The sequence below is a fragment of the Anaeromassilibacillus sp. D41t1_190614_C2 genome, assembly GCF_015558525.1.
In the GTDB taxonomy this organism is placed as follows: Bacteria; Bacillota; Clostridia; order Oscillospirales; family Acutalibacteraceae; genus Anaeromassilibacillus; species Anaeromassilibacillus stercoravium.
In genome coordinates, this window is record NZ_JADMOD010000001.1 from 347,463 (window position 1) to 360,376 (window position 12,914).

The window sequence follows — 12,914 nt, forward strand, 5'->3', positions numbered from 1 at the left end:
AAAACATAGATATATAGGAACGTTGTTGTGCGGGAAGATGGAGTTCCCGCAGCGGTACGGCGGCTGTGCCGTACGAGATGAAAGAGGTGGATAGATAGATGTCGAAATTGGTAATTGTGGAGTCGCCCGCAAAGGCGAAGACCATTAAGAAATATTTGGGCCCTGGATACGATGTGATTGCCTCGATGGGGCATGTGCGCGATTTGCCGGAAAACCGGTTGAGCGTGGATATCAAGAAGGATTTTAAACCGAAGTACGAGATCATCAAAGGCAAAGAAAAATTGGTGGAGGAACTGAAGGAAAAGGCAGAAAAGAGCGATTATGTATTCCTGGCAACGGACCCGGACCGCGAAGGGGAGGCCATCTCTTGGCATTTGGCCTATTTGCTGGACCTCAATACGGAGGACGACAACCGGGTGACGTTCAATGAGATTACAAAAACCGGCGTGACAAACGGGATGGAGCATCCCCGCAGCATCGATATGGATTTGGTCAATGCGCAGCAGGCGCGGAGGATTCTCGACCGGCTGGTGGGCTATAAGCTCAGCCCGTTCCTGTCCCAGAAGATCCGCCGGGGGCTTTCGGGCGGCCGCGTGCAGTCCGTGGCGGTCCGCCTGGTGGTGGACCGTGAGGAAGAGATCCGCAAGTTTGTCCCAAAGGAATATTGGACGATCGATGTGAAGATGATCCCCAAGGGGTCCCGCAAAGCGTTCCCCGCAACATTCTATGGCGACGAGAATGGGAAAATCGAGATTGAGAACAAGGAACAGGCGGATCAAATCCTTGCGGAACTGGAGGGCGCCGAATATAAGATCTCGAAGCTCAAAAAGGGCACGCGCCGCAAATCCCCTGCGCCGCCGTTTATCACCTCCACCCTGCAGCAGGAGGCCTCGCGCCGCCTGGGGTTCCAGGCGCGCCGGACGATGAAGGCTGCGCAGGAGCTGTACGAGGGCGTTGAAATCGAGGGGATGGGCGCGGTCGGTCTCATTACTTACATGAGAACGGACTCCTTGCGCCTGTCGGAGGATGCGCTCAAAGACGCCGCCGACTACATTTTGGAGCGCTGGGGGAAGAAGTATTTGCCGGATACCCCCCGCCACTTTAAGACAAAGAAAAACGCCCAGGACGGGCACGAGGCCATCCGGCCGACGATGCCCAGCCTTTCGCCCGATCAGGTGAAAGACAGCCTGAGTTCGGACCAATATAAACTCTATAAGCTGATCTGGGAGCGTTTCATCGCCTGCCAGATGGCAAACTGCCTCCAGAGCACGACGCAGGCGGAGATTTCGGCCAAGAATTATATCTTCAAGGCGTCCGGCTATACTGTCACCTTCGACGGATTTACCGTGCTTTACGAAGAGAAGAAGGACGAAGACTCCGAGAGCGGCGGGGCGCTGCCGCCCCTCGAGAAGGATATGCCGCTGCGCTGCAAGGAGATCGCAGGCAACCAGCATTTCACGCAGCCGCCCGCCCGCTATACGGAGGCGTCGCTCATCAAGGCGTTGGAGGAAAACGGCATCGGCCGTCCGTCCACCTATGCCACCACGATTTCAACCATCACGGGGCGCGAATATGTGGTCCGCGATGGCAAGGCGCTCAAGCCGACCGAGCTGGGGGAAGTGATCACCAAGCTGATGAAAGAGCGGTTCCCGAAGATCGTCAATGTCAAATTCACCGCACAGGTGGAAGAGGAGCTGGACGAGGTACAGAGCGGGAAGGTCGATTGGGTGGAGACGCTGCACGACTTCTATGGCGATTTCGAGAAGACTTTGAAAAAGGCCAAGGAGGAGATGCAGGGGGTCAAGATCCAACTGAAAGAGGATGAGACCGACATCATCTGCGAAAAGTGCGGCCGCAAGATGGTCGTCAAAATGGGCCGCTACGGGAAATTCATTGCCTGCCCCGGATACCCGGAGTGCAAGAATGTGAAAAAGCTGGTGCAGGAGACCGGTGCAGAGTGCCCCAAATGCGGCGGCAAGGTGATTGTGAAGAAGTCCAAGAAGGGGCGCATCTTCTATGGATGCGCGGAATATCCCAACTGCGACTTCATCTCCTGGGATGAGCCCAGCATGGAGAAATGCCCGCGCTGCGGGAAGACCCTCTTAAAGAAAAAAGGGAAACATCCCAAGTACTATTGCGTTACGCCGGACTGCGGCTATGAGCGCGTGGAAAATCCGGATGAGGAAAATAAGGACGAAGCATAAAAGGAGACGCCGATGAAGATACGAGTGATCGGGGCTGGATTGGCCGGCTGTGAAGCGGCATGGCAGATTGCACAGGCCGGTGTGCAGGCGGAGCTCTGGGAGATGAAACCGCAGAAGTATTCCCCCGCGCACCACAGCCCGGACTTTGCAGAGCTGATTTGTTCCAACTCCCTCAAGGCGGCGCGTGTGGACAGCGCGGCCGGCCTGCTCAAAGAGGAAATGCGGCGGCTCGGTTCCCTGCTGATGCAATGCGCGGATCAATGCCGTGTCCCCGCGGGCGGAGCGCTCGCCGTAGACCGGCACGCCTTTTCCGCGGCGGTGACCAAGGCAATTCGGGAGCATCCGCAGATCGAAGTGCACAGCGGGGAGATTACGGAAATCCCTACGGACGGCGTCAGCGTGATCGCCACCGGCCCGCTGACCTCAGACGCGCTGGCGGAGAAGATCGCCGCCCTTTGCGGCGGGAGTTTGAGCTTCTTCGATGCAGCCGCCCCGATTGTCACAGCGGAGAGCCTCGGACGGGACCGCATTTTTGCCGCGTCCCGCTATGGAAAGGGAGAGGACGACGCGTACTTAAATTGCCCGATGAACAAGGAGGAGTACGAGCGGTTCTATGAGGCGCTGGTCCACGCCGAGCGCGCGCCGGTCCACGACTTTGATGTGGCGGACCCCAAGGTCTACGAGGGCTGTATGCCCATAGAGGTGATGGCGCAGCGCGGACCGGACACCATCCGCTTTGGCCCGCTCAAGCCGGTCGGCCTGCGCGACCCGGCGACCGGGCACCGGCCCTGGGCGGTCGTGCAGCTCCGGCGCGAAGACCGGGAGGGGACGCTCTACAATCTCGTCGGGTTCCAGACGAACCTCAAATTCGGCGAGCAGAAACGCGTCTTTGGCCTGATCCCGGGCTTGGAGCAGGCGGATTTTGTGCGCTACGGAGTGATGCACCGCAACACTTTTTTGAATTCGCCAAAGGTGCTGAACAGCGATTTCAGCTTGCGCGCGCGTCCGGATTTGTTTTTTGCGGGCCAGATCACGGGCGTGGAGGGCTATATGGAGTCCGCCGCGAGTGGAATCCTGGCGGGGAAGAACGCCCTTCGCAGGTTGCAGGGAAAAGAGACCCTTACGCTGCCGCCGGAGACGATGATTGGCGCGCTGAGCCGCTATGTACAAAACGGCGGCGAGGGCGATTTCCAGCCCATGGGCGCAAACTTTGGCGTTATGCCGCCCGTGGTTCCGCATATCCGGGACAAGCGTTCCCGCTATGCGGCCTTTTCCGAACGCTCTTTACAAACGTTAGACGAGTTTCTTAAAAATACATAGAAGATCAGAAATCCAAAGTAGCCGCACTGCGGCGGGGAGGTATCGCGATGAAAATTATTGTGGACGCTTTTGGCGGGGACAATGCACCCCTGGAAATTTTGAAAGGATGTGCCGAGGCGGTAAAGGAGCTGGACATCGACATCCTGCTGACCGGCAGCGAGGCGGAGATCCGGCGTGTGGCAAAGGAGAATGACATCTCCCTGGATCGCATGGAGATTGCGGACACACCGGATGTCCTCACGATGGAGGATCATGCGGGGGCTGTTTTGAAGGAGAAGTCCAACAGCTCCATGGCCCTGGGCCTGAAGTTGCTTGCAGAGGGCAAGGGCGACGGCTTCCTCTCCGGCGGCAATTCCGGCGCACTGGTGGTCGGTACAACGATGATCGTCAAGCGCATCAAAAACATCAAGCGCGTGGCGTTTGCCCCGATTCTACCGAAGAAAAAGGGCTTTTTTATGCTCATTGACAGCGGCGCAAACGTCGACTGTAAGCCCGAAATGCTGCGCCAGTTCGGTGTGATGGGGTCGATCTATATGGAAAAGGTGATGAATGTTTCCAGGCCGCGCGTGGGATTGGCCAATATCGGCACGGAAGAGCACAAGGGCGGCGAGCTACAGCAAGAAGCCTATATTTTGTTAAAAGAAGCGGGGCTACATTTTATCGGAAATGTAGAGGCGCGGGAGATCCCTGAAGATGCGGCCGATGTGGTCGTGGCAGATGGCTTTACCGGTAACATGCTGCTCAAGATGTATGAAGGCGTGTCGATCGCCATGATGCAGATGTTCAAAGAGGTTTTCTTTAAAAATTGGAAGAACAAGCTGGCAGCGTCCATGCTTTTGAAAGATATCAAGGAGCTCAAGAAGACGATGGACTACAACGAATACGGCGGGGCGCCGATCATGGGCGCGGCAAAGCCGGTGTTCAAGACCCACGGAAGTGCGAAGGCGAAAACGGTAAAAAATGCACTCCGCTTGACCAAGTCCTATATCGCCGGAAATGTTGTGGATGAAATCGCCGCTGCTGTGGCAGTCTATAAGGAGAGCCAGGCAAAGGAGAAGCAGGCGGATTAATGGCAGGAGGCCGAAAAATGGACTATCGAGAATTTGAAGAAAAGCTAGGGCACCATTTTCACAACAAAAAATACCTCATCACCGCATTGACCCATTCCTCCTATGCAAACGAAGCAAAGGGCAAGGAAGAGAGCAACGAGCGCCTGGAGTTTTTGGGCGATTCGGTGCTCGGGTTTGTGGTTGCGGATTATCTGTTTAAAAATTACACGCAATTTCCCGAGGGGGATCTCACCAAAAACCGCGCTGCCCTGGTGTGCGAAAAGGCATGCTGCGGCTTTGCGAAGCAGATCGACCTGGGGAATTATCTGCGGTTGAGCCACGGCGAGCAGAATTCCGGCGGGCGCACCCGCTCGTCCATTTTGGCGGATGCGTTTGAGGCGGTGATCGCCGCCATTTACCTGGACGCCGGTATGGAGGAAGCGCGCAAGTTTATCCTCCGCTTTGTCCTGCCCATGCTGAAGGCGCACAAGCCCAAGGCGTTTAAAGACTATAAGACCGCCCTGCAGGAGATCATCCAGCAAAACCCGGAGGAGCATTTGGAGTATGTGCTCACGGGAGAGAGCGGGCCGGACCACGACAAGCATTTTACCGTGGAGGTCCACCTCAACAGCAATGTGATCGGCAAGGGAGGCGGCCGCAGCAAGAAGGAAGCGGAGCAGCAGGCGGCGCGCGAGGCGTTGGAGCTGATGGGCTATTGAGACACGCCAATGTTGCCCTGTTTGTGCCCCACAACGGCTGCCCGCACCAATGCAGCTTTTGCAACCAGAGAAGCATCACCGGGCAGCAGACCCAGCCGGCGCCGGACGATGTGCGTGCAGCGGCCCTTACCGCCATGCGGAGCATCCCCTGTGCAGGACAGGCGGAGATCGCCTTCTTTGGCGGGAGCTTTACGGCGATTGAGCGGGGCTATATGGTTTCCCTTTTGGAAGCGGCGGCGCCGTTTGTCCAAGAAGGCCGCTTTTCCGGGATTCGGGTTTCTACCCGGCCCGATGCGGTCGGTGATGATATCCTTACACTGCTCAAGAAATACGGCGTGACCTCGATCGAGCTGGGCGCACAGAGCATGGACGACCGCGTCCTCGCCATAAACGGGCGGGGGCATACGGCGGCGCAGGTGGAGGATGCGGCTAGGCGCATCCATGCACAGGGCTTTTCCCTGGGCTTGCAGATGATGACCGGTCTTTACGGCGACACGCCCGCAGGCGCGGAATATACCGCGCGCAGGCTTGCGGCCTTAGAGCCCGATACGGTGCGCATCTATCCAACCATCGTGATGCGCGGCACCGAACTGGAAGAAAAATATCGCTCGGGGGCCTATCGCCCGATGGCCTTGGAGGACGCCGTGGAGCTTTGCTCCCGCTTGTTGGCGTTTTTTGGGAGCCGCGGCATCCGCGTGATCCGTTTGGGGCTGCACAGCACGCCGGAGTTGGAGCGCGGCCGCGTAGCAGGGCCCTGGCACCCGGCGTTCCGGGAGCTCTGCGAGAGTAAGCGGATGTTCCTCCGTTTGATGGAAATATTGGAAGGCAATCAAGTTTCAAAAGGAACGATTGAAATCAAAGTGAATCCAAAAATGCAATCGAAAGTGATTGGGCAAAAGCGGGCGAACCTTGATCGCCTGCGGGAGAGAGGGTATTCGGCCCGCGTGACGGCGGACGATACGCTGCCGGAGCATACAGTTACCATTGCCGCTTTGGAGAAGGATGTGACAGCTTGCTTTTAAAATCGTTGGAAATACAGGGGTTTAAAACGTTCCCGGATAAGACGACCCTCAAGTTTGACCGCGGGATTACAGCCGTGGTGGGGCCGAACGGAAGCGGCAAGAGCAATATCAGCGACGCGGTGCGTTGGGTGCTGGGGGAGCAGTCCACCCGGACGCTGCGCTGTACCCGCATGGAGGATGTCATCTTCAACGGCACGCCGGCCCGCAAGCCCCAGGGATATGCAGAGGTCACCCTCACCATTGACAATTCCGACCGGCGGCTGGATTTTGACGGCGACACGGTGGCGATCACGCGCCGGTATTACCGTTCCGGAGACAGCGAATACCTCATCAACAAAGTGGCGGTCCGCCTGCGGGACATCAACGAGCTGTTCATGGATACCGGCCTGGGCCGCGACGGATATTCGATCATCGGGCAGGGCAAGATCGACAGCATTGTCGGCGCGCGCAGCGAGGACCGGCGGGAGATCTTTGAGGAAGCGGCGGGGATTTCCCGCTTCCGCTACCGGAAAGAGGAATCCGAGCGCCGCCTGAGCCAAGCGGAGGAGAATCTGCTGCGCCTGCGGGACATCCTTTCCGAACTGGAAGACCGCGTCGGCCCCCTGAAGGAACAGGCGGAGAAGGCGCAGCAATACTTGGAGTTCGCTTCCGAAAAGCGCACCTTGGAAATTGGCCTGTGGCTGAACACCCTCGAGCGCTCCGGCCATGTCCTGCGGGAGCACGATGATCGCATCGTCATAGCAAAGAACCACTACGACGAGTTGGAAGAGCAGCTGGCGGCGATTGAACAGCAGATTGAGGACAATTTTGCGCAGGCGAACGCATGCACGGCAAAGGTGGACGAGGCGCGCCAGGAAGCAGCCCGCATGGAGGAAGCTGCTGTGGCCAAAGATGGCGAAGGGTCCGTCCTTGCGAACGACATCCTACATAATCGGGAGAACATCGCCCGCATTGAGCGGGAAATCGAGCAGTCCAACCAATCCGGAAAGGATATGGACGAAGAAATCGCGCAGAAGAAGGCGGAAATCGAGGAAAAAGCGGCGTTTATTGCGGAGAAGGAAGCGGAAAGCGCCGCGTGCACCAAGCGCCTGGAGGAACTGCGCCAGGGCATGGGGGAGACGGCGGCGCAAATCGACCGTTATTCCCGCCAGATTGACGAATTGTCTACGGAATCCACCCAGGAAAAGCTGGCCTCCATGACCGCCGCATCGACCATCTCGGAAATCCAACTGCGGATGCAGACAGTGGAACAGACGTTGGCGGAAAAGCGGGAGCGCGCAGAAACGTTAAAACAGAGCGATGCGGACTTTGCCAAGATGCTGGCCGATACGGAAAGCCGCATCCAGGCGCTTTCCAACACGGTCAAAGGATATGAGATGCGGCTGAATTCCCGCCGCCAGCGCGCGGAAGCCGCCAAGCAGCAGAGTGAAAAGCTCCATCTGGACGCCAATGAGTGCGCCCGCCGGGCCCGGCTGTTGGAGGATCTGGAGCGCAATCTGGAGGGCTTTTCCCAAAGCGTCAAGCTGGTGATGAAAGAGGCCAAGCACGGGACGCTTCCGGGGATACACGGGCCGGTTTCCCGCCTGATCAAAGTCCCGCGCGAATATGCGGTGGCGATTGAGACGGCCTTGGGCCCGGCCATGCAGAACATCGTGGTCGGCAGCGAGCAGGATGCAAAGCGCGCCATTGGCTTTTTGAAGCAGCGCGACGGCGGCCGGGCGACGTTCCTGCCGTTGTCGAATATCCGGGGGAATGTGTTGAACGAGCCGGGATTGGAGGAATGCCCGGGCGTGGTCGGCATCGCCGGGAAGCTCTGCACCTGTGACGAGCAGTACAACGGGATCCTGCATTCCCTTTTGGGGCGCATCGTTGTGGCGGAGGATCTGGACGCCGCGACAGCGGTCGCCCGGCGGTACCGCTACCGGTTCCGCATCGTCACCTTGGACGGCCAGGTGGTCAATGCGGGCGGTTCGTTGACGGGCGGTTCCTTGGCGCGCAATTCCGGGTTGCTGAGTCGCGCTTCGGAGATCGAGCGCATCCGGGCGCAGGCGGATCAGCTCCGCGAACAGGCGGAACAGGCGGCCACAGCCCTGCGCGCTGCCAACGAAGAAGCCAGTGCAGCGGAAGCCGCTCTAACCGGTGCGAAGGGCGAATTGGCGACGGCGCAGGAGGAACGCATCCGGATCGAAGCGGAGCACAACCGCGCCAAAGCGGACCGGCAGACCATCGCGGCTGACATCGCCGCCTTGGAACAGGAGAGCGCCGTTGCAGCCGGGCGTCTGGAAGAACAGCGCGCCATCCAGAAGCAGGCCGAGCAGAAGCTGGGGGAGGCAACGCTTCAGATTTCCGTTTTGCAGGGAAAGATGAACGAGATCCGTTCCGGCCGCAGCGAACAGAATCAGCTCTCGGACACGCTGTCCAATCAATTGCAGGAGCTGCGCATCGAGAGTCTCTCCGCGCAGAAGGATATCGAATCTTTGCGGGCAACAATTGCGGACATCGAGCGCCGGAAAGAGGACCGCGCTGGGCATGTTGCAGGGCTGCGCCAGGAGATGAGGCGCGTGCAGGATTCCATCGTATCGTTGCAAACGCGCATCGAGGCGCTCAAGGAAGAGGCGGCGTCCCTGCGGGAACAGGCAAAGGCGTCCACCGCGCGGATCGAGGAGCTCAATGCCCAGCGGATGGCCTTTGAAAAGAAGTCCGCGGAATTGCGGGCCAAGGAGCGGGAGCAATCCAGCGCGCGGGAGAATGTGGGCCATGAGCTGGCGCGCCTGGAAGAGCGCAAAGCCAGCCTGCAAAAGGAATACGATGAAATTATCAGCCGCTTGTGGGAAGAATACGAACTGACCCGGCGCGAGGCCGAGGAGGTCGCCGCCCCCATCGAGGACGTGGGGCAGTCCCAGAAGCGCTTAAACGAACTAAAGGGCAAGATCAAGGCATTGGGAACGGTCAATGTGGCGGCCGTAGAGGAATACAAAGAGGTCAGCGAACGGTATGCATTTATGAACGCACAGGTGGCCGATGTTGAGCAGAGCCGCGACGAGCTGAAGCGCTTGATCGGCGACCTCACCCGCCAGATGCGCGAGCTCTTTATTGAGCGTTTTAAGCAGATCAATACGAATTTTCTACAGACCTTTCAGGAACTGTTTGGGGGTGGGACGGCAAACCTCTCCCTGACCGACCCGGAGGATATTCTCCATTCGGGCATCGAGATTTCGGTCCAGCCGCCGGGCAAGATCGTCACCCATTTGGAATTGCTTTCCGGTGGCGAAAAGGCATTGGTGGCCATTGCGCTGTATTTTGCCATTATGAAGGTCAGCCCGCCGCCGTTCTGCATGTTGGACGAGATCGAGGCCGCTCTGGACGACGTCAACGTCGACCGCTTTGCGGCATATCTGCGGCGTATGACCAACAACACACAATTTATTGTCATCACCCATCGCCGCGGCAGCATGGAAGAGGCGGACGTCCTGTACGGCGTCACCATGCAGGATGAGGGCGTTTCCAAGCTTTTGGAGCTGCGGGCAAGTGAAATCGAACAAAAACTGGGGATGGATGCCGCAAAATAGGCGGCTTCGATCTTTGGAATATTTCAAATAGGCAGGTGTCAACCACATGGGTTTGTTTTCGAAAATTAAAGAAGGATTGAAAAAGACCAGGGAGAGCTTCAGCGCTTCGCTGGACAATATGCTCGGTTCCTATACGGAAATCGACGAGTCCCTCTTTGAGCAGTTGGAAGAGCTGCTCGTCATGGCGGATACGGGCGTCCCGACCGCCGAGCGCATTTGCGAAGAGGTGAAAAAGCGCGTAAAGGCGCAGCGGGTTACCGACCCGACCCAGATCTTTGAGATGCTGCGGGAGACGGTGGCGGAGATGATCGCCGGCGATGAGGAGCTGCATGTCCGCACAAAGCCCTCGATCATCCTGGTGATCGGCGTGAACGGCGTGGGAAAGACCACCACCATTGGAAAGATCGCTTCCCGCCTGCGCCAGGAGAGGAAGAAAGTCCTGCTGGCAGCGGCGGATACCTTCCGTGCAGCGGCGATTGAGCAGTTGGAGGTCTGGGCGGAACGCAGCGGCAGTGAGATCGTGAAACATCCCGAGGGTTCCGACCCCGCCTCCGTTGTATACGATGCGATTGCGGCGGCCAAGTCGCGCGGCACCGATGTGGTGATCTGCGATACGGCGGGACGCCTCCACAATAAGAAAAACCTGATGGATGAGTTGGCGAAAATCAACCGCATCATCGACCGCGAGTTGCCCGATGCGGACAAGGAAGTCCTGCTGGTGCTGGACGCCACAACGGGGCAGAACGCTGTCAACCAGGCGCGCGAGTTCCAGAACGTTGCAAACCTGACCGGCATCGTGCTCACAAAGCTGGACGGCACAGCGCGTGGCGGCGTCGTTTTGGCGATCCGCGAAGAATTGAAACTGCCGGTGAAGTTCATCGGCGTGGGCGAGCAGGTGGACGATTTGCAGCCCTTTGATGCGAAGGCGTTTTCGGAGGCGCTGTTTACACGATAAGGAGGACGCTTGTGAAATATGTGATGGCAACGCACAACCCCAACAAACTGTTGGAATTGCAGCGCATTTTGGAGCCGCTGCACATAGAAGTGACAACGGCGGATCTACAGGAAGTCGAGGAGACCGGGACGACCTTTGCGGAAAATGCCTATCTCAAGGCCAAGGCCGCCTGCGAGCAGACCGGCCTGCCGGCTGTGGCGGACGATTCCGGCTTGGTGGTGGACGCCCTGAACGGGGCCCCCGGCGTCTACTCTGCGCGCTATGCAGGGCCGGACGCCACAGATGCGCAGCGGATGGACAAACTGCTGCACGAGCTGGACGGCGTTCCGGCAGAACAGCGCACCGCGCGGTTTGTCAGCGCCATCTGTGTGGTTTACCCCGATGGGGAGCGCATGGATGTGGAAGGCGTCTGTGAAGGGAGCGTGGCGTTTGCGCCGCGCGGCCATGATGGATTCGGATATGACCCGATCTTTTTGGTGGGCGAAAAAACATATGCGGAGCTGACCCCGGCGGAAAAGGATGCGGTCAGCCACCGCGGAAAGGCGCTGCGGGAACTCGCGGCCCGCTTGGAGGAACGGCATGGGAACTGAGGTGCAGATCCGTGAAGCGACCCACGGGGATTTGGATCGGGTTGTGGAATTGTACGACGCGATCTGCGACTATTTGGACGCAACGTTCAACTATCCCGGCTGGACGCGCGGGGAATATCCTGCGCGTTGGACGGCAGAGCAAGCGTTGGCCAACGGGGAGCTCTATGTCTGTGCCGATGGAGAAGCGTTGCTCGGGACATGCATCCTCAACGGGGTACAGCCGGAGGGTTACCGGGACATTCCCTGGCAAGAGGGGATTTCCCCGGCGGAGGTTTTGGTGGTGCACACGCTTGCCGTGCATCCTGACCACCTGCGGGAGGGCGTTTCCGGGCATCTGCTGCGGTTCGCCGAACAATACGCCCAAGGGCATGGAAAGCGCAGCATCCGCTTGGACGTCTATGAACGGAATGTCCCCGGCGTACGCCTCTATGAACGGCATGGCTACCATGTTGCGGGAAAAACCGATCTGCATTTGGGCGACAATGGCCCACAAATTTCCCGTTGTTACGAAAAGATCATCGATAAAGGAGAAAGACTATGCTGACCAGTAAACAACGCGCATATCTGCGCTCGCTTGCCGTGGATTTGGATACGATCGTCATGGTGGGGAAATCCGGCATGAGCCCGGAGCTGACCAAACAGGCGGACGACGCGCTGACGGCGCGGGAGCTCATCAAGGGGAAGGTCTTGGAAACCGCGCCGCTTTCTTCTCGTGAGGCGGCGGAACAGATTGCGGCAGACGTACAGGCCGATGTGGTGCAGGTGATCGGCTCCAAATTCGTTTTGTACCGTAAAAATGAAAAGGAACCGAAAATCACTCTTCCCAAACCGGCAAAAAAGTAATAAAATAGTGAGGAATAGAGCAGCATGAACCGGATTGCGATCTTTGGCGGCACGTTTAATCCCATCCACAATGGCCATCTGCACATTGCACAGCAGTTTCAAAAGCAGCTGCGTGCGCAGCGCGTGCTGTTTATTCCCACGTTTGTGCCTCCGCATAAGCGGGCCCCGGACCTGGCGCCCGCGGAAGACCGGCTGGAAATGTGCCGTCTGGCGTGCGAAGGAACCCCGTTTGAGGTGAGCGATCTGGAGATCCGCAGGGGCGGCCCGAGCTACACGGCGGAGACGCTCCTGGCTTTAAAGCGCGAATACCCGGACGCGGAGCTCTGCTTTCTCACCGGGGAGGACATGTTTCTGACGCTGGAAACGTGGTACAAGCCGGATGTAATCTATTCGTTGGCAACCATCTGTGCGGCGCCGCGCAGCACGGACGGGTTGGAGAAGCTTCGCGCATATGCGGAGAAACTTGCGCGGCATGGAGCGAAGGTCATTTTGCAAAACATCGACTATTTGCCGGTTTCCTCCACCATGGTGCGCGAGGCGGTGCGCCAGGACCGGGCGATTGATGCGCTGGTGCCTGCAAAGGTGGCGCGTTATATCAGGGAAAACGGCCTGTACCATTGAAACTGAATCAAAAAAGGAAGCG

Annotated in this window: 11 protein-coding genes; all 11 read left to right on the top strand. The window is 58.4% G+C overall.

From position 1 onward, the window contains the following. Positions 1-98: 98 nt before the first annotated feature. From topA to nadD, 11 genes are read left to right on the top strand one after another with little or no spacing between them, the layout of a single operon-like run. Positions 99-2,204 carry a type I DNA topoisomerase gene (topA, locus tag I2G69_RS01470; RefSeq protein ID WP_195560075.1) on the top strand — a complete coding sequence of 702 codons (2,106 nt, stop codon included), beginning with the start codon at positions 99-101 and terminating at the stop codon, positions 2,202-2,204. Positions 2,205-2,216: 12 nt separating this feature from the next. Continuing rightward, the gene (gene trmFO / locus I2G69_RS01475; RefSeq protein WP_195560076.1) at positions 2,217-3,524 is read left to right on the top strand and encodes a methylenetetrahydrofolate--tRNA-(uracil(54)-C(5))-methyltransferase (FADH(2)-oxidizing) TrmFO; all 1,308 of its coding nucleotides are present in this window, start codon (positions 2,217-2,219) and stop codon (positions 3,522-3,524) included. 47 nt (positions 3,525-3,571) lie between these two features. Continuing rightward, positions 3,572-4,594, top strand: a complete 1,023-nt coding sequence (gene plsX, locus I2G69_RS01480; RefSeq protein ID WP_195560077.1) for a phosphate acyltransferase PlsX — start codon at positions 3,572-3,574, stop codon at positions 4,592-4,594. 17 nt (positions 4,595-4,611) lie between these two features. Then, the gene (rnc, locus tag I2G69_RS01485) at positions 4,612-5,292 is read left to right on the top strand and encodes a ribonuclease III (RefSeq protein ID WP_191521039.1); all 681 of its coding nucleotides are present in this window, start codon (positions 4,612-4,614) and stop codon (positions 5,290-5,292) included. Then, positions 5,289-6,314, top strand: a complete 1,026-nt coding sequence (locus I2G69_RS01490) for a radical SAM protein (RefSeq protein WP_195560078.1) — start codon at positions 5,289-5,291, stop codon at positions 6,312-6,314. The genes rnc and I2G69_RS01490 overlap by 4 nt, the downstream gene beginning before the upstream one ends. Further along, the gene (gene smc, locus I2G69_RS01495; protein WP_195560079.1) at positions 6,305-9,883 is read left to right on the top strand and encodes a chromosome segregation protein SMC; all 3,579 of its coding nucleotides are present in this window, start codon (positions 6,305-6,307) and stop codon (positions 9,881-9,883) included. The genes I2G69_RS01490 and smc overlap by 10 nt, the downstream gene beginning before the upstream one ends. A gap of 46 nt (positions 9,884-9,929) precedes the next feature. Then, a complete protein-coding gene (gene ftsY / locus I2G69_RS01500; RefSeq protein ID WP_191362226.1) occupies positions 9,930-10,838 on the top strand; it encodes a signal recognition particle-docking protein FtsY in 909 nt (302 codons plus the stop codon). Positions 10,839-10,849: 11 nt separating this feature from the next. Then, entirely contained in the window at positions 10,850-11,428 is a 579-nt protein-coding gene (locus I2G69_RS01505) for an XTP/dITP diphosphatase (protein WP_087232854.1), read from the top strand. Beyond that, positions 11,418-11,972 carry a GNAT family N-acetyltransferase gene (locus I2G69_RS01510; protein WP_172749635.1) on the top strand — a complete coding sequence of 185 codons (555 nt, stop codon included), beginning with the start codon at positions 11,418-11,420 and terminating at the stop codon, positions 11,970-11,972. Before I2G69_RS01505 ends, I2G69_RS01510 begins: the two co-directional genes overlap by 11 nt. Next, on the top strand, positions 11,966-12,271 hold the full coding sequence (locus I2G69_RS01515) for a YhbY family RNA-binding protein (protein WP_087232860.1): 306 nt from the start codon (positions 11,966-11,968) through the stop codon (positions 12,269-12,271). Before I2G69_RS01510 ends, I2G69_RS01515 begins: the two co-directional genes overlap by 7 nt. A gap of 24 nt (positions 12,272-12,295) precedes the next feature. After that, the gene (gene nadD, locus I2G69_RS01520) at positions 12,296-12,892 is read left to right on the top strand and encodes a nicotinate (nicotinamide) nucleotide adenylyltransferase (RefSeq protein ID WP_195560080.1); all 597 of its coding nucleotides are present in this window, start codon (positions 12,296-12,298) and stop codon (positions 12,890-12,892) included. The last annotated feature ends 22 nt before the right edge of the window (positions 12,893-12,914 follow it).